The following is a 24940-nucleotide window of genomic DNA, read 5'->3' as shown; positions in this document are numbered from 1 at the left end:
ACATTATTTTTAGGAGGTTTGTCTTATGAACAAAAAATATCAAATCATTTCTTTTATATCTATTATTTTAGGTTTTTTTATGGCATTGTTGGATACAACTGTAGTAAATATCACTTTGCCTAAAATGGCTGAATACTTTAATACTACTATGGATCATATTTCTTGGGTAGTAAATGCCTATAATCTAGCTACTGCAGTTATTCTAGTAACTGTTTCGAGATTAGCAGATCAATTTGGCAGAAAAAAACTGTTTATTGCAGGAGTGTTTTTATTTACTATATCTTCACTTTTATGTGGTATTTCAAATTCTCTTCAAGAACTTATATTATTTAGAACAATTCAAGGGCTAGCAGCAGCTTTTGTTGTGACTATTTCAGCGCCTCTTTCTCTTGAAATATTCCCACCAAAAAAGAGAAGAACTATTATGGCACTTTGGGGAGCTTTTTCTGGTCTTGCTGCTGCAAGTGGACCATCCATTGGGGGTATAGTAACTCAATTTTTTAATTGGAGATATATTTTCTTTATTAATGTACCTATAGGTTGCATTTGTATACTATTAACTATGAAATTCATAAAGGAATCTTATGACCCAACTGCAAGTAAAAGTATAGACTTTGGTGGAATTATAACAATCTCAATTTCTATGCTTTGTTTAACTTTCGCATTGATGAAGGCTAATGAAAAAGGCTGGACTTCAAGCTTTATCCTTTCATTGTTTGCAGTTTCTGTCATAGCCCTTATACTATTTATTATTATTGAACTAAAAGTTAAGGAACCCATGGTTCCACTTAGCTTATTTAAATCTGCACCATTTACAAATGGTTCCATTACTCTATTCTTACTGGGACTTGGTATGATGTCTGGTACCTATTTGCTATCTTTTTTCCTAATTCAGGTTAAAGGATTAAATCAACTGTCAGCAGGACTTATCATTTCAACTATGTCCTTAACTTCAATGCTATTTTCATTATTAGCTACTATTCTGACAAAAAAATTAGGCAGTAAAGTTACTAGTGCATTAGGTATTCTTTTACTTTGTACCTCCTGCTACTTAAATAGTTCTCTTACTCAAAATTCTTCAAACATAGATATTATTTTAAGATTAATTGTTGCTGGTTCTGGTACGGGTTTAAGTATGGCAACACTAATAGGTTCTATAGTGGCTAATGTTCCTGTAAATAAAATAGGAATAGCTTCTGGAATAAATAACATGACAAGAACGCTTGGAACTGTACTTGGAGTTGCCTTATTTTTAACTATATTTACATCAAATATGGCTACCCAGATGTCTTATGCTAAAGACTCCGCTGTACAAACAATACAGAATGATACTGTATTTGATAATAAAACCAAGCTGAACATGATTTCTTCTATTAAAGCAGGCAGCACTAAAAAAGCTAGTCTTTCAGAAATATTAAACATAATTGATAAAAAAGAAACTGCTGTGCTAGCTTCTTCCCCAGCTAAGGATAAAAATAAAATCAAAAAAAGTTTTGAGGCTCAAAAGAAAGAAATAAAAAAAATAGTACCTAATATCCAAGATACATTTTTGACCTATACTGTTAAAGCTTTTAGTTTTACATTTAAAGTGAGCGCTATAATTCTTTTACCAGGTATACTTTTTGCGTTATTCAGTGATAAGAAGAGAAAAATTGAATTAAACGATAAACAGTTTGTTGAAAGCACAGATAATGCTTCAGCAATCTAAATTGAGTAGCAACAAAGATTATAAGCTAAAATGTACCAACCTTTGTAAGGGATCTATTCCCTTGCAAAAATTGGTACGTTTTTCAACATAGCCTAAAACCTTAATAATTTGCTTTAATATATACAGCAGCTTTTCCTATATCTACAACATTTGAACATTCCACTTTTTTTAATGTAAATGGATCTGTAAATGTAGTTTTATAAGCTGTCTTCTTCAAAATTTGTCTATACTCATCTGGTGTAAGTTTATTATTTATGCTTTTTAATATAGCTATAAATCCTGCTGTAACTGGTGAAGTGGAAGAGACTGAGTAATATGGAGTATCATTACCGTCAGAAATATTGCTTTTTAATTTTTTGTACTTTTCATATGTTTCTGTTCTCAAAGTATTATAGTCATACTGTAAAATACTAAAATCCGGTTCTCTCTTTCCTTTTTCCATATACTTAGGATCAACCATTTGTCCAGGCCAGATATTATTAGGATTATCATAATGAATAAAAGTAGTTATAATATTATTTTTTACTGCCTTATTTACAGCTTCATCAAACCTTTTACGATTTTTATCTGATATAGGCCTTTGAGAATAGGTTAAAATATCAATGTGATTTTTTATTGACCAATCTATTGCATTTATCATAGCAGTAACTCTTTTATCTTCATCCATGCTAGCTGCAGTATTTAACGCATATACTTCACATTCTGGAGCAATTTCTTTTAAAGTATTAGCCATCCAGTATCCATGTTCATTAGATTTGTTTAAGGCATAAGGACTATTTATAAAATCAACAGCACCACTGTACAAATCTTTGTGAGATTCATACCCAAAACAATGATCTAAAATTCCTACCTTAATCCCTTTTCCTTTACTTATACTTTGAGCTTGTTTTACATTGTGTATTGTAAAATAAGTATCTCTTGAATTTGCATTTGCAAAAGCAATATTCCATGGCTGATTGTTAACTTTTAATATTAAAAGTACATTATACGTTACAGAAACTATCATAACAAATATACTTATACCTATTAAAACTTTTTTTAATTTACTTTTCATACTTTAAGTCCCCCATTATAAATATTTTTCTTATAACTAACATTTACAATTTTGGACTTAATTTCTTAAAAAAAAGCCGATGAAAATCTTAATTGTTTCTTAATTATTTTATTACATTCTAATTAGAAATTAAGTGACAACATAAATTGTCAGCTAACTTCCTCAACCTTTGAATATTTCTTAAGTTCCGAAGTAATAAGAATACCAGTCACTATAACTGATAATATTTCTGCACAAGGTCCTGCATACAATACTCCTAAAACTCCAAGAAATTTAGGTAAAATTATCATAAGAGGAACTATGAAGAAAGTCTGCTTACATAGTGTAAGAAGCATTGCTTTTCCAGGTTTACCTATAGACTGAAAGAAAACACAACTTGTAAGTTCAAAACCTATAAACATACAGAGCATCAAAAATATTTTAAAGGATTTTAATGCAAATTCATTATACAATGCATTATTTTGGCCAAATAAATTTATTATACCCTGTGTAAAAAACTGAAATATAATGAATCCTATTATTGATACAACAGTTGCTATTTTTATAAGCATAAAATAGGTATCTTTAACACGTTTAAAGTTTTTAGCACCGTAATTGTATCCAAGTATTGGCTGGCCTCCTATTGCTATACCTATTACCACTCCTAATAAAAGTTCATTAACTTTCATTACAATACCTATTGCTGATATAGGAATGTCACTACCATAAATTGATTGTGCTCCATAAGTTTTAAGCATATTATTACTTACTATTATTATTACTGTTACTGCTACCTGGGTAATTAAACTGGATATTCCTAAGAGCACTACTGTCTTACTCACCTTTACATCAAGCTTCAAATATTCTCTTTTAAACTTTATATTTTTAAATTTATTAATATAACTTAGTGAAATTGTACAGGACAAGATTTGTCCTATTATTGTTGCTATGGCAGAACCTTTAACCCCCATACCAAAATGAAATATAAGTATAGGATTCAAAACAATATTTATAACTGCACCCACTATCATGGCAAGCATTGAATATTCTGGGCTGCCATCTGCACGTATTATTGAATTTAGGCCTGCTGCCAAAATCATGAAAGGAAATCCTATTAAAATTATTCTCATATAATCCAGTGCTATAGAAATGTTAGTGCTTGTAGCTCCAAAGCCCCACAGCAGCTTTTCCATAAAAATATATCCAGCTGCTAAAAATATAAAACCTAAAAATACCATCAAAACAATTGCATTGCCTATTGCCTTAGCGCCCTCTTCTTTGTTTTTTTCTCCTAACTTTATGCTATAAAAAGCTGCTGCTCCATCTCCTAAAAGTAGTGAAAAACCTAATGCTAAAACTACAAGTGGAAAAGTTATATTTGTAGCTGCATTACCAATATAGCCTACTCCCTGACCAATGAAAATCTGGTCTACAATACTATAAAGAGCATTCACCACCATTGCAAGTACGCAGGGAATTGAAAACTTCATAATAAGCTTGCTAAGCTTTTCATTTTCAATATAGCTTTCATTAATTTTTATACTCTTTTCGCTCAACTAATATACACCTCTTTCAAATTTCATATAGGTATCCACTAAAATTAGTAAACTTATCTATACATATATGTCTACTTTCTAGTGCGAATATCTACAATTGAAAGAATACTGCATACAGTAACTGGAGAGTCAACTCTTGTTTTATAAATATCTGTATTAAATTCTTTTACTTATAATACTAAAACTTGCATTATAATAGAAAATGGTATATTATTTATAACATAAATATACCATTTAGGAGAAATGTATTATGAAAAAGATAATTAATCAAAAAATACTCTTGCGTATTATTGTTGCCTTATTTTGGTTTGCACAATATGTTTATATACCATTCCAAAATCCATATTTATCTATGATTAATGTTTCAGCAAATATGATCGGAACAATTATAGGTTCTTATGGAATTTCTCAATGTCTATTAAGGCTTCCAGTTGGAGTTTTGGCAGATTCTATTGGAAAACATAAATGTTTTATATTAATTGGAATTGCTTTTGCTGGCTTAGCTTCGTTTATACGTGTTATTATGCCAAACAGTGAAGGATTTCTTATTGCAAACATTTTATCTGGAATAGCTTCATCAACCTGGATTTCTTATATGATTCACTATACTGGATATTTTTCATATGATGATCAACAAAAAGGAACAAGCAATATTATTCTTGTTAACAATATAGGAATATTAGCTGGATTTATAGTAAGTACATTATTTTATGATAAATTAGGCATGAAAGCTTTATGTGTTATGAGTGCTGCATCTGGTATGATTGGTGCAGTTTTAGCACTTAACATTAAAGAACATCAAAACCAAAAAATTAATTCAAATGTTCCCTTTTCTAAATATTTATTAATATGTACAAATAAACGCCTCATATTTTTTTCCATTTTGGCATTAATTCAGCAAGGCATTCAAATGTCTACAACAATGTCATTTACAACACAGATACTAAAAGATTTAGGAGCTACTTCATTAATTGTAGGCTTATCATCTATATTATATATGATATCTGCAGTGCTATCAGCAGGATTTGCATCTTCAAAATTTTGTGCCAAAAGTGGACCTAAATTGTGGATTCCATCTGTTTTTTCTTTAATTTCAGTTTATTGTATACTTGTTTCCACACTAGATAGCATTCCTGTTATTTTTTTGCTACAGATTCTTCCGGGCATGTCTACAGGAATTCTTTGCTCATATTTAACTAGTGAAGCAATGAAAGAAGTACCACAATATCAAAAATCTACAGCAATGGGATTTTTTCAGGCTATTTATGCTATAGGTATGTCAATTTTCCCAATGTTTGTGGGAAAAATAGCTTCATCAACATCAATAAAAAATGGATATTTTCTATTAGCTTTACTATCAATATTTGGAGCAGCAGCATCAGTAATATATTATAAAAACTTTAATACAAATATCTTAAATCAAAATGATTGCATTGAATCAAATGAAAGCTAAATCCTTACGTAATTAATTCAATTTATGACAAATAAAAAAATAACAGACAAGTATACTTAATTTATTATTTTCTTGATTTTTCATTATGATAGAATAGAATATAAAATTGGAGGTGAAATGTACTATGTCCAATTTAACTGCTACTGAACAAATTATTGATTATATTAAAGAGAATATTTTAAATGGAAACTTTGAGATTAACAGCAAATTACCTAGCGAAAGAAAAATTGCAGAGGAATTTAATATAAGCCGTATTCCAGTACGACAAGCTATAGAAAAACTTTGTGAAGAAGGAATACTTAAAGCTGTCACCTACTCAAGTCCAATTGTTCAAGGATTTAAAAAAGTAAATTTATTTGACCATAATTCACCATTTGATAAAGAAGATATACAAGAACTTTATGTTGAAGCTTTAAGAACTAGACAATTAATTGAAAGTGAAGCAGCTAAATCAGCAGCTATAAATGCATCAAGAAATGAAATAAAATTAATAAGAAATGCTTATTTAAAATCTATAGATGAATTACATAAATTATATATGGGATTATTAAAGGAATGTAATAATGCTGATTTACAGTTTCATCAAGAGATCATTAAAGCATCTCATTCACCACTATTTATTCAATACTATAAATTAATTTCAAAAACAATTTTTTCAAATCAATATTTTGGATTTAAATATAGAACCTCACTAAAAAATATGATAGAAGATCATAACAAAATAATGAGCGCAATAGAACAAAGAGACAGTAATTCCGCATATAGCTCTATGTATAATCATTTAGAGGATGTAATTCAATTATTAGATACAAAACAAACTTAAAGCATAGCTTAATAGAGGAAAATATGAAAAGAACCGTAGTATTTTTTCATATTAATGTCGGTCAATAGACTTATACTACGAAAATTATTGATAATATTTAAAAAATGAAAATATGTTTCTAGAGGACAGTGAAGGTGAGTTTTCTTCTTTGATTTTTAGGCTTGTTTTGCTAATGCAAAGCATCCCTTAATCGGAGAGTACTCCTGAGAAACAAAAGAAAATGAGTTTCTTTTAAATTAAAGATTTTTCGTAATACAGCAAAAAAATTCTTCTTCACCTTCCTCTAAAAACTTTTAACTTGTATTAACTATTACCAATAAGCACTTTTTTATAAGTTAAGTATTTGATGTGTTTATCTACAAATGTAGTTTAATTATTTTATTGGAATTATTAATTCAGTCACATAATTTTCTTCATCTATTGTGTTCATTATATCTACAAGATAATTATCTATAGGCTCACCATAAATTTCATAGCCATTTTCATAAATGTATTTATATAACTTCCTATAAGTATCTATCATATTATCATAACTTCCATAATGAACAGCAGTAACAGCCTTAAAGCCTCCAAATTTTCTAACTAAACCATCTATTTCTCTTTCTTCAGATACAGCTATACAAACTTCAATATCATAATCTTCCTTTTCTTTTTCTTCAAAATCGATGCAGTTATCATAATACACTGCCATAGCATTTTTTATAATGTGAAAATTGTTTCTTTCAACTAATGAGATCAGCTTACAGTACCTAACTGTAAATTCTTCAATAGTACAAGGTCCTTTGCTTCTAAGGTAAGCAACATAAGATATAGGTATTTCTTTTACCTTAATTTTAAATTCTTCATGTTCCTTCTTTTTCTTCTTACTTTCTTTTATAAAAAACTGCAATTTTGTTTTTAGCATTTTTAAATCATTAATTTTATTATCAATTTCTATACATTTTTCATTAATTTTTCTTATGTTATACTCTAGATCTTCTCTGCCTAAAAGCACCTTTATTTCCTTTAATGAAAAACCTGCTTCTTTAAAATGCTTGATTACAAGTACCAAAGCCAATTGATCATTTGAATAATATCTATAATTACTGTCTGGATCAATCTTTCTTGGTATCAGCAGTTCTATTTCATCATAATATCTGAGTGTTTTTATTGGAATATTGCATATTTTAGATACTTCTCCTATTTGATAAAGTTTTTTACTTTCGTCCATTATATTAATCAACTCCTCATATAAACGCAATTAACTACATTTTACCATAACAGACAGATGCTAAAAAAGATTCTAAGATTAAGCTGCTTATTTATTGCGGTTCAAATTTAGAATCCAAATACATTCATTCTAGAAATGCTTAAACAGAAAAAGCTAAGATAATTTCAACTATATACCTGACTATATGATCAATCATGTCAAAATCAATGGTATCCAACGTATCTTCTGAGGTATGGGTGTATTCTAAGGCACCACTAAAAAGATCTGATGATGTTACTACCAAACAAGGTATACCACGAAATATAAACGGAACATGATCTCCAGCATACCATTCCTTACCTTTAACAATTTTTTCACTCCTACCCATAGTACAGTTTATAATTTCACTTATATTATCACTTAGATTGTGAAAGGAAACAGCCGTTTTAGCACCCTTATGACATGGTGAATCTATATTAATCATAAGCTTAATTCTATCTTTTTCATTATCAATTAATTTTAAATATTCCATTTCACCACACGCACCATAAAATTCTTCACTATTAAATGGTACAATCTCTATATCGTATGCTGCAGATTTCAATACTTCAGCCACCTGCAGCAATACTGCAACTCCAGCTGCGTTATCTAAAGCTCCAGGTGTATTATATTTTGTGTCCATATGAGCTCCTATAACAATTTTGCCTATTGATTTTTTAGCTTTCTTTAATGCTACAATCTGTCGGCTTTTAGATAACCTCTTATGGGAGTCTATTGTCAAATTTACAACCTCCCCTAAAAGTCCTGCGGCCTCAATTTTTGATAAGGTTTGATCATTAATATTTCCTGATGGTATTAAAAAATTTCCATCTTCAAAAAGTGGAAATGGATTTTGACCACTTAATGGATTGTAACCTGTTACAGCAATAATTGCTCTTGGCTTTTTCCTTTCAAGTAAAGAAATAAGACATTTATGCTCCTTGGGATAATAAAATGGATAGTCTTTGGGCTGCAAAGGACTTTCTGTAAGCTTTCCTGCCAATACTAAGATAACATCATTACAGGTAATCTTCTCTAATTCCTCCACAGTTTTAACCATAATCAATTTTCCACTTCCCTTAAATGGCTCAGAAAAAGGGCTTGGTTCAACCTCAAACAAGTAATTATCACTCATAAGAGTTGATTTTCCCTTTTCCCAAATAGCACATTCAAATGGCAGAGACTTTATTGAATAGTTCATATGCTTAAACTTATTTTCTAAAAAATTTATTATTTCATCATTTGCAGCTGTTCCTACTGCACGCTCTTTTGTAATCACTTCAAAAACCTTACTTATCATTGTTTTACCTCCAGTTTTTTTAATAATTTAGGATAAAAAAAACAACACACCATCCTTCTATTAAAAAATAGCATAGAAAATATAGGGTGGTGTGCAAGTGTAAGGTTTATAAATTTTTCATCTCTTCAATAATTGGAGGTATTTTTTGAGATGCTTCTAATAGTTTATTTAATTCATAAAGCCAGCGATCTCCAACTGAAATAAAATCATCATACTCTTTACAATCCAGTGCTGATGTCACCAGCTCAGCATGTCCTTTATCATACATTAAAATACTACGGCGGATGGAAGCCATACTATATCCGGACTGTAATAACATATATATAATGTGCATTCTTCCTAAATCCGTACTTGAATAAAGTTTTTCACCTTTTGTACCTACTTCTTCTGCAAGAATTAATCCATTCCTTTCCCAGTTTCGTATGGCTTCACTAGTAACTCCAAGATAATCAGCACTGTCTTTACGTGACAGCATTTTCTTTTCTAATAAGATTTCGTTATCTCTAGTTGAGTTTGCCCAATTCTGTAGCATTTCGCAGGCCCTTTGCGCCTTCTTAATTTCCTGTTCAATTATCTGTATATAACAATCTGTATTTTGTCCTGCTTCAGGCCACTGTTTTCTTGCTATTGACCACATGATTTCATTCCCGGCATTCCTTATACATTTGTTTGTAAAAGGATAGCCAAAAATACATCGACAAACCTTTATTTGTAATACATGTAATTCTTCAAATATGCGATAGTTATTCACATTTCTTTTTGCTTTAGATATAAATCCTAACTTTTCATATAGTCTTATGGTATTGGAATGAACACCATAAATTTTAGCTAAATCATTAATTTTATATATTTTTTTATTTTTCTCCATAATATCTCACCATACCAAATCAAAACTCACATATATCTAATTATAAGCTTCTTCTCTATAAACAACTAACTTTTTCTTATATCTTCCTGATAAATAGTAAAGCATACTGCAAATAGTAGAAAATACAGAAGTAATTAAAATAGCATACCAAATTCCTTTAATTCCTATGCTGGTTTGTGACATAAAATTAGCTAGTGGTACTCTAAATAATAAAAGTGTTACTGCTGAAATTGTCATAGTTACCATAGTTTTTCCTGAACCTGTTATAATACCATTGGTTACATAGGTTACACTGAATATTAAATAACCTACAGCATTAATTCTTAAGTATGTTGATCCTATAACTAAAATTTTGGAATCTCTTGCAAAGGCCATTAGAATTTGATTTGGGAAAATTGTTACCAATATAGCCACTAAAGCAAGTGTAGTAAAATTTATAATTATTCCCCATTTAAGAACATCCTTTACTCTTTCTAGCTTATTAGCTCCAATATTCTGCCCTGTTATAACTGATGCTGCTGTTCCTATAGCCATACCAGGCATTATAGCTAAATAATCTACTTTACTTGCTGCCCCGTAAGCTGCAATGGCATCTGCACCAAATCTACTTATAAAAGATGTAATAAATATAAGGCTAATTGGCATTAAACACTGTTGTATTGTGGATGGCATTCCCATTTTTAATATTTCTAAAACTATTTTCTTATTAAAGCCAAATCTTTTAGGAATAATATCAATCTGAAGTTTTTTTCTTTTTAAGCATATTATTGCAGATATAATTGCAATGCTCCCTGAAACAAGAGATGCTCCCGCTGCTCCATTAAGCTTAAATTTCATTATAAGAAATGGATCTAATATAGCATTTACGATTGTTGATAAAATTAGAAACTTTACTGAGGTTTTAGTATCTCCAATTCCTGAGAGAATTGAATTAATAACAGAATATATATAATTAATAAATGTGGCAAAAAGCAATACCCCTAAATAACTTGATGCCATATTAAATATTTCCTTTGGAGTTCCCATTAAATTCAATAATTCATTTTTGAAAATAAATACTAAAGATATAAGAACTACAGCTAGTATAGAAAATAATGAAAAAGAAGTCTCTATTATTTTGTTAATAGTGTTGAAGTTTTTTGCTCCATAATTTCTAGATATTAATATAGAAATAGCTGTAGTTGAGCCTGTGGCTATAGCAATGAGTATAAAAGTAATAGGAAAACTTACTGAAGTAGCTGCCATAGCTTCCTTCCCCAGTAAATTCCCAATCCAAATAGTATTTATTATGGTGTATCCCATAGTTAAAAAAAGTCCTATAACCATTGGTACAGCAAATTTTAATATATGACTTTTAATATCTCCTGTAGTAAAATCATTCCCTGCGTGTTTTTTCATTTTTATATCAATTCCTTTCTTAAAACAATAAAATATCATGAAAGCATTTCTTGATTATATTTTACTAGTTTAAAAATGTATTTTTATCACCCACAGGTATGATTAAAATGGGTGATTTTTTCAATCACCCCTCTTCTAATTAAAAAATTCCAAATTCATTGGCTTTAGTTAATGCTTCCGCTCTACTGTGTACATCCAACTTAGTATATATATTTAAAAGATGTGTTTTTACAGTGTTCACAGATACAAATAAAGCATCTGCTATTTCTAAGTTGGTAAATCCTTTTTGTAAATATTTAAGGACCTCTAATTCTCTTACGCTTAATATCTCTAAGTAGGCAGGCTTTTTCATAATATTAATTTTATTATTAAAGCCTTCAATTATTTGATTTAAAAAACTTTTAGCTTCTTTCTTAATCAAAGCTTGAAGCTTTGTACCTTCATTAATAATAAGCTCCTTTAAATACTTCTCTTCATTTAAAAAGATTCTAAGATATTTTTCTTTATAGGAAATATTTATTGCCTTTATTAAAGCCTCTATGGCTTCCTTTTTATTACCTTTTTTCTCATAAATAATACTTTTTAAGATTAAGGCTTCTGCAAGTACCTTATTAACCTTTCTTCTTTCAAAGGTTTCACAGAGACCAATTATTAAAGTTTCTGCTTCATCTAATGTATTTTTAAATATAAGATATCTAATCTTTGTTAAGTAATAATAGGGATAGGCTATATTGCATTTTATTAAACAGTTAAAAATATCATCATTTATTAATTTTTCTACTCCTTCAAAATTGCCACTTCTTAAAAATATATTAGCTTTCACCATAAGAAACTCTAATTTTACATCAAATAGTTTATCATTTAATCTGAACTTTTCAGCTTTATCCAAGTACTTTAAAGCATCTTCAATATTAAACGTTGCAAAAAATATTTTTGCTAAAGTCATATAACTTGTGCATAAAATCCAGCCTACTTCTCCTTTTTTAGCAAGCTTTAAAGCTTTTTTTACATATTCTATTGATTTATCAAGCTCATTCCACTCATAATATATGTCAGCTAAATCATTATATATGGCAGCTGCTATAGGAATGTTTGCAGCATGTCTTTCAGTTAAATATTCCATTAAGTCTATACACAGCTTTTCTGCTTCAAAAATATTGCCTCTTAGTATTTTTGATATGATTAAGCTTTTGTTAGCCATAACAGCTGTATAGTAATTATTAATATTTTTACTAATCTCAAGACATTCCTCAAAAAATACTATGGCTGTTCTTACATCACCTTCATAAATACATGCAGTTCCCTTTAACAAAGCATTTGTTGCTTTTAGGATATTATGTTTATTTCCATAATCCTTAGCTTTATTTGCATATTCCATAATTTTATTACTATCTTTTTCTAATGTTGCAAGCATTCCTTTAATGATCATTATTTCCGTGAAAAAGTACTTTACATCTACTTCATTCCCCTGTAACTTTAAAGCCTGCTCTGCATACTTTAAGTAATTATCCGTAGCCTTGTAATCGCCATTAGTGCATGTAAACCATGCTGCATTCATGCAAAGACGAGGTATAGCATAAAACATTTCTTTAGGAATTGCCATACACCAATCATAAACTTTTTTCATATCACCACTAAACATTAAATCCATATCAATTTTTTCTATTATAATTCTTGCTTCATCATAGTTTTCCGCTTCAATATAAAAATTAATTGCTTCATCATAGAAACCATTTTCCTTATACCACTGTGCTGCAGCATTATAAGCTTCAGGTAAAATGTCCTCCACTTTCATAGACCTTCTATTTCTTAAAAAATCTTTAAACAAATGATGATATCTATACCATTCCTTATTTTCATCTAAAGGTATCATAAATAAATTTTCTGTATCTATTTTTTCTAAAAGTTCCTGACTATTTTTTATCTGTGCAACTCTATTACACAAATCATAACTCATTTCTTCTAATATTGAAGTCTTCATAAGAAAGTCTTGAGTTTCTTTATCCAAAAGTGAAAATACTTCTTCCATTAAATAATCCAGCACATATCTATGATCACCCTTAAAACTATTCAAGAAATTTTTTTCATTTTTAGTATTTTTCAAGGAAAGGCCAGCCATTTGAAGTCCCGCTGCCCATCCTTCAGTACGTTCTTCTAAAATATTTACAGCGTTATCAGATATATCTACACTCATAACTTCTTTAAAAAAGGTTTCTGTTTCTTTTTTAGTAAAGCTTAAATCTTCCTGAGATAGCTGAAGCATGTTATCTGTAGCTCGAAGCTTACTTATGCCTATGTCAGGAACTACTCTGCTTATAATTACTATATGAATATTCGGCGGCATATTTCTTATAAAAAATTTCAACTGATCATATATTGCCTTATTACTAATCAAATATAAATCATCTATAACTAAAAACAAATCTTCTTTTAATTCATCAAGATCATTTAATATTACTGCTAATATTTCTGTGTCAAAACCGCTTTTAAATTGAAAAGAATTAAATGTTAAAACAGAATTTTTCATAATTCCTTCTTTTATTTTATCAAGTGCATAAACAATGTATTTCCAAAACACTATAGGCTCACTATCCCTTTTAGAAAGAGATAACCATGCAGTAGAATATTTTTTCTTAATGTTAAAATTTAACCATGAAGCTATCAATGTGCTCTTACCAAAACCAGCTGGAGCAGTAATTAATATAAGCTTATAGTTTATGGCTTCATTTAGCCTGTTAAATAAATCTTCTCTTTTTACTATTTTGTCCTTTACTTTTGGTATATTTATCTTACTTTTAATAAAAACTTTATCCATTATTCATAACATCCTTTAAAAGTTTCATTCTATAGGGTTTGTATTTAAAACTCTATACTATTTTTTATTTATTCCATCAAAATAGCATCAATAGTTATTTGTCAAACTATTGATGCTCATATATCTCAACTTTAAATAACATTAAAACTCATTTTCATGTCTTTTAAAAAACTCGTAATATGTACGCACATTTTCTAACTCTGTCCATTTTTTCACATCAACTGGATTTTCATCAAGATCATATATTTTTGCTCCACCAATTGCAAGCAGAAATGGTGAATGTGTTGATATAATAAACTGACATCCTAAATATCGTGCAGAATCCTCAATAAGTCTCACTAATTCCAGCTGACGTTTTGGAGAAAGACTATTTTCAGGCTCATCCAATATATATAATCCATTTTCATCTATTTTTTCAATAAAGTATTTAAATGCACTTTCTCCATTTGAATATTCCCTTACATTATCCATCAATTCATTTCTCACAAAACATGACTGAGTTACGCTTCTAGTCGTATTTACTTTTTTTAGCTGATCATAATCTTCAATAGATCTTATTTGAAAATGAGAATATTTTGCCTCCAAATACTCTTCAAAAAGTTTTTCACGTTTTTGGTCAATTCCTTCGTTAAGATTACGAATATTCAACATATAATCAAATACATCATCACTTGTTATAATTCTGCTGTTTTCAGGAATATAATCATCTTCAAGCTGCATCTCACACATATTCACATAGTGAGAATAAAAGTTAGATTTATTATAGATGGAATCTCTACTTATTCCTGTTTTTTCTGCTATTACATTTAATGCTGTAGATTTTCCTGAACCATTTCCACCATATAAAATAGTAATTGGTTCAAAATCAATTCTTTCAAAACCATGTCTCGATAATATCTTAAATGGATAAAAGGAGTCATAGCACGTTCTTCTTTCCTCTATTAAAAAGTCAAATTCCATATCATCACTTGGAAATGTAAAAACATTCAAATAAACCATATAAGATACTCTCCATCATTTCATTAAATTCAATGCGTTTTATTATTTATATTATATACAATAAATTACTTTTTTTAAAGTTTCACAACCACTGAAGTTTAAATACAGGTAAAAGTTTTTTTATTAATTAACTCAACTGTCACATTTTTTTGTTGATAAAATTAATTTGACCTTTTAACGTTTATGTAGTCTTCTATTATTCTAACATCTCTTTCTCTCTCTTTTACTGGATATAATCCTAGTTTTTCATATCTCCATATTATATGCTGTTTATAAGGGTCCTCATTTCTTATGTCATTGTAGTCATAATCAATATTAAATTCTCTTTTATTATTGATATACATAGTAATATTAGTCCATTGTTTCTGCTTTTCTAATAAAAAAACTTTCCACAATTCTCTTAAACATTCATCCAATTCATCTGATAGCTCTTCTACTTCTTCATCATCTAAATTATATTCCTCATCTATATCTAAACTATAAACTGGCTCCCTTTTATTACTTTCATAAAAATAAAAATATGATATTACTAAATCTTCTGTTACCTCTGCATAAAGAATAATTTTTTCCCACTCTACTGGTATTATTTCCTCTAACTTATTTTCAATCATATTATATATTTTATTTATATCATTATTTTTAAGAATCATTTATCTATCTCCTTTGCTATGTCTAAGGAATTTAAAAAGGATACTTATTTTATCTCATAAGTATCCCATAAGAAAGAAAATTTATCAATTCTTCAACGGACTGATTTAAAGCTATATTACTTTTCTAAAAATCACCTGAGTTTATAATAATTTTACTTTAATAATTACAGTAAATCTAACTTTGAATCTTTTTCAGTAATCATTCGCACAGGTTTACAAGGAACACCATACGCAACATAGTTAGCAGGAATATCCTTTGTTACTACACTGCCTGCCCCAATAACAGCATTATCACCAATATGAACACCACCGGTAACTACAACATTTGCAGCAATCCAAACATTATTTCCTATATGAATCTCTTCGGCATATTCAGATACTGAAACATGACCATCTGGATATTTCATAGCTATTCGTTCTTCAGCTATAAGTGGATGATTGGTAGCCATTAACGATACATTTGGACCAAACATTACATTATCACCTATATAAATTCTTGCATCATCCATAACCGTAAGATTAAAATTAGCAAAGAAACTTTCACCAATAAAAGTATGACTTCCATAATTAAACCGTATGGGACCTTGAAAATAGTACTTTTCACCTATTTTCCCAATAAACTCTTTAATTATTGATAAGCGGTTTTCATCATACTCATCAAGTGTATTAAATTTTTGGCAAAGAACATGTGCCTTATGCTTAATATCTCTCAGTTCTTTTGTACGAGCATCAAACAACTTACCTGCAAAAATTTTTTCTTCTTCCATCATAGTTCACTTCCTTAAAATATTAGATTTAGGTACTGATATTTCTATATTAAAATTACAGTTTATTCAAATACTTCGGCAGCCTTCTTCAACTCATCAATAATCTTGATGTGCTGTGGACAAACACTCTCACACTGACCACATACAATACAGGCAGCTGCCCTATTCAAATTACTTCCTTTAATATATCCCTACCCTATCCATTTTAATTATACAACTTTTTTAATTAATGTATATATATAACAACATTTGTTACTATAGTAATATAAAAAAGTAGCCCACCTGCGCAAACGGTAATGGCTACTTTTTTATAAGTTTAAGCTTTATCAGTTGCCTAAGCAACTAGAATTGTATACTACAAGGTGCTACCAACACCCTGTTTTTATTTTGCTCATTTATTAACTTAATTATAATACATTTTATAACACAATCAATACAGAATGTTATATATATAAATTAATTTATAATACTATGGTTTTAAAAATTAACAACAGAGATTATCAGCTAACTTCCAATCTCCGTAAATGATCAACCATCTTACAAAAACTAGCACAGTTTTTGTTGCTAATCTTCAATCCATCCTACCATATCTGGTTCAAGTAAAATATAATGAGCCATCCAACAATCTGAGTTTTCAGTACCAATTTCGTGATTATTAACACAAACAGTGTTTATGCCATCTACCCCATCAAGACCACAACATCCATTTAACCGAGATATATCTGAATGATGTTTTGAATTAATTAAGTCATTTAAATTAATAATTATTTTACCTTTAGAATTACTATCATAGCTTCCATCTCCAATAATATAAAATCCAGAAGGAATATAATCCTCACCATCATTCTCATTTAACAAGTTTAGATTCTGTAGTTTTATCAAATGCTTCGTTAATTCAATATTACATTGTTTACATATGAATTTCATGTTTACACCTCTTATGAACGGAATTATTCTTGTTTCTCTTTAAATTACAATTTTCAGCTATATACTATGAATTATACAATAGTCTTCTTTTATTTAAATATCTTCACATACATATTTTAATCCACAGAAGAAACATTCTAAGAAATTTTTAAAATTACTAAATACCACCATAGCTATTTCTTCAAGTTCGTCTCTACTCTCACATTGATAATATTCTTCATGATCAAGTAGTACTAACCTATAATTATTCAATACATCAAAACATATAGGTCCAATATCATCTAAATCCCCTATTGGAATATATCCAAATTTTAAAAGTTCCTTACATTCATTAAATACATGATATATTTCATCTAATGGTTCATCAGGTGTTTGATTAATAATATCTACTTCCATATCATAGTCATCATAACCATTAAAATTATCAACTAGGCCTTCTAACTTGTCAAATAAATAGAAATATGAAGATATGAATGCTTTATATAGTTCTGGTAACTTTACTTGAAAATATTCTTCTAATCTAGCTATATCTTCTTCTGAAACATTTGATTCTATTAACTTCCATTTATTTTTATCATCATCTATCATCTCTTCTGGAATTTCTCTATAGAAATTTGAAGATATATAAAATTTCTCGGTATTATTCTTCTCTAATGTTTTAAAACAATTTTCTATAAAGTCTTTATGTTCTTTTTTTATCATAATATTACCTCTAATATCTATTTTTTTTAATATTATAATATTAGCAACAGAAATTATCAACTGGCTTTCAATCTCTGTTACCCAAATAAATTGTTAACAATTTGTTTACGTCTCATGGGGACAATGTTATTCTAAAACACTAAATAAGTTCCTTATATTTTTTAAAAAATCAAAGTACATGCTACCTTGTTTATTCAACACCAATGAAATCCTAGGCATTTTTTTTCTCTCTAATATCATGGTATATGACTTTACTGTCCATTCGTGTTAACATATGTGTTTCTTTACGTTTCATGAACAAAGGAACAGATTCTTCAATGGTACTTGAGTTTTCTAGTCCAAACCAACGAACTGGTGATCCTGTATAATTATTAATATTGTATTTTAATCTCATAAATGCACGGTCAATTCCTGAAATGTCACTGTCAGGAGCTAAAGTTTTTCGGATGAGAACAAACTTAAAATCACCTACATTTTTTTCATCATACAAAGAGTAGACTTGAGATTGTGGCTTTATTTCGCCACTTTTCATGAGATCATGAATAATCTGTCTCATATAGACGTTAATTTGCTGATCCACTTTAAATCCCAATTTTAGTTGAACTTTGAAGCAGAAATCTGTGCCAAAATTTTGAATCCTATATTCCCTTGTGTAAGGTTTATCTGCAACTTCTATATGAATGAACCAATAAATTTGTGCTCGTTTTGGACGTTTGTCTAAAATGGAATACAACACATCTCTTTCAAGATGATTCATATTTCCGTTGCTTGTTAAATATACGAGATTGCAGGCAGTATAAGGAAGAGTAATATCTCCTCTTAATTGCCTTAATTGCTCCACAAAACGCTTGGCTGGGAAAAGTTTAGATTGCCTTTGCTCAATTTGGTATCCTTTATGCCAAGTAATCATTACAGTAAATAAAGCTAGAGCCAGTAGAACAGCTACATACCCACCATGCATAAATTTTGTTGCACTGGACAATAAAAAAGAAGTCTCTAATGCACCAAAAAATACAAGAAAAGGAACAGAAAAAATACTTGGTACACTTTTACTACGTAAATATTGGAAAAGCAAAAGTGTGGTCATGAGCATTGTTGCTGTAATTGCTAATCCATAAGCAGATTCCATTCTTCCTGAGGATTTAAAGAACAATATTACACCAATGCATGAGATCCAAAGGATATTATTGACCTTTGGAATATATATTTGCCCTTTCATTTTAGAGGGATATTGAATTTGCAAGTGAGGCATCAAACCTAAATGTATTGCTTCTGAAACGAGAGTAAAGGAACCAGTAATAAGTGCTTGTGAAGCAATAATCGCAGCCAATGTACTTAAAATCACTGCAAAAAGTTGTAAAGAGCCTGGCATCACGGCAAAAAATGGATTTAAGTCAGTTACAGGGTAACCCTGTGGATGTAATCGCGCTTGCATCAACCAAGCCCCTTGTCCTAAATAATTAAGAATTAAACAGATTTTAACATAAGGCCAACTACCGTAGATGTTTAGCTTACCAACGTGACCCATATCAGAATACAAAGCTTCTGCTCCTGTAGTTGCTAGAAAAACACTACCTAATATCATAAAACCAGCTTTATTATAGGAACTAAAAAGCAATTGGATACCTCGGAAAGGATTTAGGGCTAAAAGTACATGTGGATTAAATCTAATCGATAATATACCAATAACTCCAAGGAATGCAAACCAAAGAGCCATTATAGGTCCAAATGCTTTTCCAATCAAACTGGTTCCTGCACGTTGTAAAAGAAATAAAGAACTAATAATAAAAACAGTGATTAATATAATTGTTCCTTGTCCTTCTCCTATAAAATTTGAAAGCAATGGAATACCACGCAAGCCTTCAATTGCTGAAGTAACTGTAACAGCAGGAGTAAGAACGCCATCTGCTAATAATGCTGCACCTCCAATGATTGCAGGAATTACAAGCCATTTTGCACGTTTCATTACCAGTGAATATAAGGAAAATATACCACCTTCTCCATGGTTATCTGCCTGCATAGCAACCATAACATATTTCACAGTTGTTAATAGAGTCACTGTCCAAATAATTAAAGAAAGCGCACCAATAATAAAATTATTATCTAGTGTGGCAAGTCCACCATTTCCAGAGACAATTGCTTTCATTACATATATTGGTGATGTACCAATATCACCATACACAATACCCAGTGCTATCAAAACATATTCAAAGCGTAAAGGTATCTGTTTCTGTTTATCTTTTATAAAGTTTTTCATAATCTCCTCCAATATAAATCAGTTTATCAATACTTACGGCTTGCGCCACTTTTTGCAACTATACAGTTACTATGATTTTTCAAGTTTTTTGTTGTATGATTGCTTAGGCATCTTCAAAACAATAATAAGTCCATCTACTAGTCTATTTTATGTCATGCGGCGTCGGCAGAACCCTTAGATAGTTCAACTATCTGCGGAACCTGCCTCCTTGCCTGACGCAAAATATCCTTCGCATCTGGACTTATTATTTTCTTTCAGATGCCTTAAAATACTTTTTAAAAAGATTTGATATTAGTTAAGTACATATTGTTTTCATTTGTATCTCTCCTATTTTACATTTTATTACACCTTATCTTACAAATTTCAACTGCATACATAAAATTATAGTATATTTGTAACATTACTACAACAAAGATTCAGTAAATTGTTTTTCACCCGCTAACCCACAATTTATAAAATCAGAATATAGACTAGGTAAGGTACCATAATCTCCTGAGGAGAATAAAACTGATTTAAGCAAAAGCCAAAAATAGAAAATTCATATATAATAAAAAAGCCTTGAAAGGACTTTTAAAATCCTCTCAAAGCCTGTAACATTCATTGGCGGGAATATGTGGGAATCGAACCCACCTATCGTGGTCTTAGCACGACGGAACGGTTTTGAAGACCGCCAGGAACACCAGAACCTATCTACTCCCTTAATTTATCCAATATAACAGCATCTCTCATAACTATATTATAAGTTACGGATAAAAACTGATGCACTATTGATGAGTTTAGCTAACATTATAATGTATTACAAAATGTAATACACATCGCTGCAATCTATTACTCTTACTTATTATAAAATAATAATCACTCTATGTCAACTTTTGTAAATACATTTTTTCAGAATATACTTAATTTAATAATTAAACTTCAAATTAACAATTTAACTTAGGCACATTCAATAAAATAACTAGTCAAAGATGTTAGTCTATTTTGTATCAGACAAGGAAGCAGGTTCCGCTGATAGTTGTTCTATCAAAGGGTTCTGCTGACGCAGTATGATGCAAAATAGGCTAACATACTGACTAGTTATTTTATTGAATGTGCCTTATAGATATATAAGTTTTAATATAATACCCTTTTATCTTCTACCCTTTTAGTTAATTTTATACTATCAAAATGTTCTATTAAAGCCACAGCATATTTCCTACTGGTATTAAGCTCATCTCTAAGCTGAGCCAAAGTTAAACTTCCATTTTTATTTATAAAATTAACTGTAAACTCTTTAACTTTATTATAATCTTCCTGCAAGAATATGCAGTCTTCAGATACTTTAACTATAACACCTTCCTCTAGTAAAGAACTAAATATCATTTTGAAGTTTTTCTTATCCTGTTGTTTCTCTTCTATTTCACTGTACTTAGGAGGAGAAAATTTAGAGTCCTTAAATACTTTTATAATATTTTCTCTTATATTCTTCTGTTCTTTAGTATATTTTATAATGAAACCTTCTAAAGAAATAAAGCTTCCATGTATATTAATCTTCTCATCTTTTTCAAACAAATTCAGCATTTCATCATATATTTTCTGTTTTATACCTTTAAACACTTTATTTTTTATTTCTTCCCTGGATATTCCCCATTTTAAAGGATTTTCTTTATGAAACCTTTCTAACAAATCACACATTATGTTTACTTTTTTATCTATATATTCTTTATGCACGTATACAGATTTATCACCTGTATCAAATTTTACTATTTTATTTTCATCCACAAGTAACTTAAGCTTTTCCTGGATTTTTTCTTCATTTTTTCCTAAAGCTTTAAGTATATCCGAAGCTTTAGGATACTGATCACTTAACTCTTTAACCTTGTTTTCAATTATATTCTCAGTTTTACCGCTTTCTTTTACCTTTAACTCTTCTATATATTTTTCATCAAATCTTTTTGCCTTTTTAGCTAAAGGCTCTATTATAGAACCTCCCCCTATAGTATACATAGGAGAATAACTTCTTATTACAAACCTATCATTTCTTTGAACTGTTAAAGGCTTTTCTAATCTCAATTGAACATAGGCTTCTTCCCCTGGTTTTACCTCTTCTTTATCTAATATTACAACTCTGCATATTACCTCACTGGTACCATGATAAACTCTTACTCTCTGCCTATTTTCCAGAGGTTTTAATGCACTCTTTAAATAATGAAGTTTACAATCTATCATAAGAGCTGGTTCCATTAAGTTGTGAGCTGCAACTACATCTCCCCTTTTAATATCAATAGTCTTAATATTAGCTATGTTTAAAGCACATCTTTGTCCTGCTTCTGCCTCATTCACAGGTTTATCATGTACCTGAATTCCCCTTATTTTGCATACTTCTTTAGACGGATAAATTTCTATATTTTCTCCTTCTTTAATTATTCCACTAATTATAGTTCCCGTTACTATAGTACCAAAACCACTTACTGAAAATACTCTATCCACAGGAAGTCTGAAATGCCCCTGAATATCCCTAGCATCGATTTCTTCTGTAAGTTTATCTATATCCTTTATTAATGCATCTAATCCCATTCCTGTTTTTGAAGAAACTGAGTGTATAGGTGCATTTTCTAAAAATGTGCCTTTAAATTCACTTCTTATATCCTCTTTAATCATTGAAAGCCATTCATCATCTACTAAATCTGATTTTGTAAGTACAATTAATCCTTTTTTTATATTAAGAAGCTGCAGTATTTCAAAATGTTCTCTGGTTTGAGGCATTATACCTTCGTCTGCTGCAATTACCATCATTACTATATCTATACCGCTTGCACCAGCTAACATATTTTTTATAAACTTTTCATGACCTGGAACATCTACAATTCCAGCTCTTCTACCTGAAGGCAAATCAAAAAACGTAAATCCTAGATTTATGGATATGCCTCTTTCTTTTTCTTCCCTTAAAGTATCTGTTTCTCTTCCTGTTAAAGCCTTTATAAGTGTAGTTTTACCATGATCTATATGTCCTGATGTTCCTATTATAATATGCTTCATAACCTCACATCCTTTCTCATTTACATATCAACGTTTTAAAGCCCAGCAAAAGTTTCAGCAACCATATCAAAATCCCTATCAAACATAGTTCTTACATCCATAATAACTTCATCATTAGCCACTCTTACTATTATTGGAATTTTGTTTTTTCTCAATTTTACTTCTAACTCTTCCGGTTTATATTTATTGCTCTTAACTTTTATAACATAGGTTGGAATTCTTTCTATAGGCATAGAACCTCCACCTACCATAGAATAATCCTCTCCCACAACAAAATTAAAATCTCCGACTTTGTTTTTAAGCTTTCTTTTTAACTTATATGCTCTTTTCTTGTGCTCATCTTTACTACTTAACATCATATGAAGTGTAGGTATTTTTTTTACTGCTTCTTTTTCATCTAAATAATACTTCATAGTACCCTCCAGAGCAGCTAAGATCATTTTGTCTATTCTAAGCGCCCTGGTAAGCTGGTTTTTTTTCATTTTATCTACAAATTCTTTTTTACCCACAATTATTCCAACTTGAGGACCTCCAAGCATTTTATCTCCGCTAAATGTAACTACATCTACGCCTTTTTTTATGCTTTCCTGTACTGTAGGTTCATATGTAAAATTGTACTTTGAAAAATCAATTAAACTTCCACTACCTATATCTTCAATTACAGGTATAGATTTCTCTTTTCCAAGTGCTACTAGCTCCTCTAAAGGAACATCATCCGTAAATCCAAGAATTTTAAAGTTTGATGTATGAACCTTAAGCAGAACCCCTGTATTTTCATTTATATTGTTCTCATAATCATATAAATGGGTTCTATTTGTAGTTCCTACCTCCACAAGTTCAGCTCCACTAAAAACCATTACATCTGGTACTCTAAAAGATCCTCCTATTTCTACAAGTTGACCACGAGAAACTATAGCCTCCTTATCCTTACACAATGTGTTTAAAACCAGCATTACAGCTGCTGCATTATTATTTACAACTAATGCAGCCTCTGCACCAGTTACTTTTTTAATAAGTTCTTCTATATGACTATATCTAGAACCTCTTTCACCTTTTTTTAAGTCATATTCTAAATTATTATAGTTTTGTGTAACTTCTATAACATTTTTCACAGCTTCTTCAGGAAGTATTGATCTTCCTAAATTAGTATGAATAACTACTCCTACCGCATTTATTACACCTTTAAGATTAGGTTCCTTTTTAGTCTCCAAAATTTCCTGAAATCTTGATAGTATATCTTCCTTTTTGAAATCCTGTATTTCATCTTCTAATATGTATTCTCTATATTGATCTATAGAAGCTCTCAAAGAATCTATAACTAATGTCCTCATTGTATCTTTTAAACTATCTTTTACTATATCTTCTTTTAAAAGCTCATCAATTTTAGGTAATTTCCTTAGCAAGTCTTTCTTTATCAATTAATATCACCCCTTAGCAT

At 29.7% G+C, this 24940-nt stretch carries 19 protein-coding genes and 1 tRNA gene; 3 read left to right on the top strand and 17 right to left on the bottom strand.

Annotated elements, in window-relative coordinates; translation table 11 throughout:
* The first annotated feature begins 25 nt into the window (after window positions 1–25).
* Window positions 26–1708, top strand: coding sequence for an MFS transporter (locus HBE96_RS18375; protein WP_169299171.1), 1683 nt, complete (start codon window positions 26–28; stop codon window positions 1706–1708).
* A gap of 100 nt (window positions 1709–1808) precedes the next feature.
* Here HBE96_RS18375 and HBE96_RS18370 read toward each other — a convergent pair whose 3' ends face one another.
* Window positions 1809–2762, bottom strand: a complete 954-nt coding sequence (locus tag HBE96_RS18370; protein WP_169299170.1) for a S8/S53 family peptidase — start codon at window positions 2760–2762, stop codon at window positions 1809–1811.
* 149 nt (window positions 2763–2911) lie between these two features.
* Window positions 2912–4297, bottom strand: a complete 1386-nt coding sequence (locus tag HBE96_RS18365; protein ID WP_169299169.1) for an MATE family efflux transporter — start codon at window positions 4295–4297, stop codon at window positions 2912–2914.
* Window positions 4298–4547: 250 nt separating this feature from the next.
* Here HBE96_RS18365 and HBE96_RS18360 point away from each other — a divergent pair, with 250 nt between their 5' ends.
* Both HBE96_RS18360 and HBE96_RS18355 read left to right on the top strand, forming a co-directional pair.
* On the top strand, window positions 4548–5750 hold the full coding sequence (locus HBE96_RS18360; RefSeq protein WP_169299168.1) for an MFS transporter: 1203 nt from the start codon (window positions 4548–4550) through the stop codon (window positions 5748–5750).
* A gap of 124 nt (window positions 5751–5874) precedes the next feature.
* Window positions 5875–6573: a FadR/GntR family transcriptional regulator gene (locus HBE96_RS18355; RefSeq protein ID WP_169299167.1), complete on the top strand. Its 699-nt coding sequence runs from the start codon at window positions 5875–5877 to the stop codon at window positions 6571–6573.
* A 373-nt stretch (window positions 6574–6946) separates the two neighbouring features.
* Here HBE96_RS18355 and HBE96_RS18350 read toward each other — a convergent pair whose 3' ends face one another.
* The 15 genes from HBE96_RS18350 to selA all read right to left on the bottom strand — a co-directional run bounded on the left by HBE96_RS18350 (window position 6947) and on the right by selA (window position 24920).
* Window positions 6947–7783, bottom strand: a complete 837-nt coding sequence (locus tag HBE96_RS18350) for a MerR family transcriptional regulator (RefSeq protein WP_169299166.1) — start codon at window positions 7781–7783, stop codon at window positions 6947–6949.
* A gap of 139 nt (window positions 7784–7922) precedes the next feature.
* Window positions 7923–9101: a M28 family metallopeptidase gene (locus HBE96_RS18345; RefSeq protein ID WP_169299165.1), complete on the bottom strand. Its 1179-nt coding sequence runs from the start codon at window positions 9099–9101 to the stop codon at window positions 7923–7925.
* A 106-nt stretch (window positions 9102–9207) separates the two neighbouring features.
* Complete coding sequence (locus tag HBE96_RS18340; RefSeq protein WP_169299164.1) at window positions 9208–9969, bottom strand: MerR family transcriptional regulator; 762 nt, start codon at window positions 9967–9969, stop codon at window positions 9208–9210.
* Between the two features lie 36 nt (window positions 9970–10005).
* On the bottom strand, window positions 10006–11367 hold the full coding sequence (locus HBE96_RS18335; protein ID WP_169299163.1) for an MATE family efflux transporter: 1362 nt from the start codon (window positions 11365–11367) through the stop codon (window positions 10006–10008).
* A gap of 139 nt (window positions 11368–11506) precedes the next feature.
* A complete protein-coding gene (locus HBE96_RS18330; RefSeq protein ID WP_169299162.1) occupies window positions 11507–14182 on the bottom strand; it encodes a winged helix-turn-helix domain-containing protein in 2676 nt (891 codons plus the stop codon).
* Between the two features lie 141 nt (window positions 14183–14323).
* Window positions 14324–15181, bottom strand: a complete 858-nt coding sequence (locus HBE96_RS18325; RefSeq protein WP_169299161.1) for an AAA family ATPase — start codon at window positions 15179–15181, stop codon at window positions 14324–14326.
* Between the two features lie 161 nt (window positions 15182–15342).
* A complete protein-coding gene (locus HBE96_RS18320; RefSeq protein ID WP_169299160.1) occupies window positions 15343–15831 on the bottom strand; it encodes an immunity protein YezG family protein in 489 nt (162 codons plus the stop codon).
* Between the two features lie 164 nt (window positions 15832–15995).
* Window positions 15996–16601: a sugar O-acetyltransferase gene (locus tag HBE96_RS18315; protein ID WP_169299159.1), complete on the bottom strand. Its 606-nt coding sequence runs from the start codon at window positions 16599–16601 to the stop codon at window positions 15996–15998.
* A 59-nt stretch (window positions 16602–16660) separates the two neighbouring features.
* Entirely contained in the window at window positions 16661–16768 is a 108-nt protein-coding gene (locus tag HBE96_RS18310) for a 4Fe-4S dicluster domain-containing protein (RefSeq protein ID WP_425350765.1), read from the bottom strand.
* 394 nt (window positions 16769–17162) lie between these two features.
* Window positions 17163–17525, bottom strand: coding sequence for a hypothetical protein (locus HBE96_RS18305; RefSeq protein WP_169299158.1), 363 nt, complete (start codon window positions 17523–17525; stop codon window positions 17163–17165).
* 93 nt (window positions 17526–17618) lie between these two features.
* A complete protein-coding gene (locus HBE96_RS18300; protein ID WP_169299157.1) occupies window positions 17619–18227 on the bottom strand; it encodes an SMI1/KNR4 family protein in 609 nt (202 codons plus the stop codon).
* Between the two features lie 211 nt (window positions 18228–18438).
* Window positions 18439–20484, bottom strand: a complete 2046-nt coding sequence (locus tag HBE96_RS18295) for a KUP/HAK/KT family potassium transporter (RefSeq protein WP_169299156.1) — start codon at window positions 20482–20484, stop codon at window positions 18439–18441.
* 601 nt (window positions 20485–21085) lie between these two features.
* Window positions 21086–21182, bottom strand: a tRNA-Sec gene (locus HBE96_RS18290).
* Between the two features lie 415 nt (window positions 21183–21597).
* A complete protein-coding gene (gene selB / locus HBE96_RS18285; RefSeq protein WP_169299155.1) occupies window positions 21598–23502 on the bottom strand; it encodes a selenocysteine-specific translation elongation factor in 1905 nt (634 codons plus the stop codon).
* Window positions 23503–23537: 35 nt separating this feature from the next.
* Window positions 23538–24920 (bottom strand): L-seryl-tRNA(Sec) selenium transferase, encoded by a 1383-nt coding sequence (selA, locus tag HBE96_RS18280; protein WP_169299154.1) that lies wholly within the window; start codon window positions 24918–24920, stop codon window positions 23538–23540.
* Window positions 24921–24940: the final 20 nt, after the last annotated feature.

It is taken from the genome of Clostridium muellerianum (assembly GCF_012926525.1).
Taxonomy (GTDB): domain Bacteria; phylum Bacillota; class Clostridia; order Clostridiales; family Clostridiaceae; genus Clostridium_AM; species Clostridium_AM muellerianum.
The sequence above is the reverse complement of the archived record's forward strand: the minus strand, read 5'-3'. Positions and strand labels throughout refer to the sequence as shown.

What these genes read in the sequence shown, in the direction of transcription:
- HBE96_RS18375 (WP_169299171.1), top strand. Translation starts at nt 26, where the DNA reads ATGAACAAAAAATATCAAATCATTTCTTTTATATCTATTATTTTAGGT.
- HBE96_RS18370 (WP_169299170.1), bottom strand. Translation starts at nt 2,762, where the DNA reads ATGAAAAGTAAATTAAAAAAAGTTTTAATAGGTATAAGTATATTTGTT.
- HBE96_RS18360 (WP_169299168.1), top strand. Translation starts at nt 4,548, where the DNA reads ATGAAAAAGATAATTAATCAAAAAATACTCTTGCGTATTATTGTTGCC.
- HBE96_RS18355 (WP_169299167.1), top strand. Translation starts at nt 5,875, where the DNA reads ATGTCCAATTTAACTGCTACTGAACAAATTATTGATTATATTAAAGAG.
- HBE96_RS18350 (WP_169299166.1), bottom strand. Translation starts at nt 7,783, where the DNA reads ATGGACGAAAGTAAAAAACTTTATCAAATAGGAGAAGTATCTAAAATA.
- HBE96_RS18345 (WP_169299165.1), bottom strand. Translation starts at nt 9,101, where the DNA reads ATGATAAGTAAGGTTTTTGAAGTGATTACAAAAGAGCGTGCAGTAGGA.
- HBE96_RS18340 (WP_169299164.1), bottom strand. Translation starts at nt 9,969, where the DNA reads ATGGAGAAAAATAAAAAAATATATAAAATTAATGATTTAGCTAAAATT.
- HBE96_RS18335 (WP_169299163.1), bottom strand. Translation starts at nt 11,367, where the DNA reads ATGAAAAAACACGCAGGGAATGATTTTACTACAGGAGATATTAAAAGT.
- HBE96_RS18330 (WP_169299162.1), bottom strand. Translation starts at nt 14,182, where the DNA reads ATGGATAAAGTTTTTATTAAAAGTAAGATAAATATACCAAAAGTAAAG.
- HBE96_RS18325 (WP_169299161.1), bottom strand. Translation starts at nt 15,181, where the DNA reads ATGGTTTATTTGAATGTTTTTACATTTCCAAGTGATGATATGGAATTT.
- HBE96_RS18320 (WP_169299160.1), bottom strand. Translation starts at nt 15,831, where the DNA reads ATGATTCTTAAAAATAATGATATAAATAAAATATATAATATGATTGAA.
- HBE96_RS18315 (WP_169299159.1), bottom strand. Translation starts at nt 16,601, where the DNA reads ATGATGGAAGAAGAAAAAATTTTTGCAGGTAAGTTGTTTGATGCTCGT.
- HBE96_RS18305 (WP_169299158.1), bottom strand. Translation starts at nt 17,525, where the DNA reads ATGAAATTCATATGTAAACAATGTAATATTGAATTAACGAAGCATTTG.
- HBE96_RS18300 (WP_169299157.1), bottom strand. Translation starts at nt 18,227, where the DNA reads ATGATAAAAAAAGAACATAAAGACTTTATAGAAAATTGTTTTAAAACA.
- HBE96_RS18295 (WP_169299156.1), bottom strand. Translation starts at nt 20,484, where the DNA reads ATGAAAAACTTTATAAAAGATAAACAGAAACAGATACCTTTACGCTTT.
- selB (WP_169299155.1), bottom strand. Translation starts at nt 23,502, where the DNA reads ATGAAGCATATTATAATAGGAACATCAGGACATATAGATCATGGTAAA.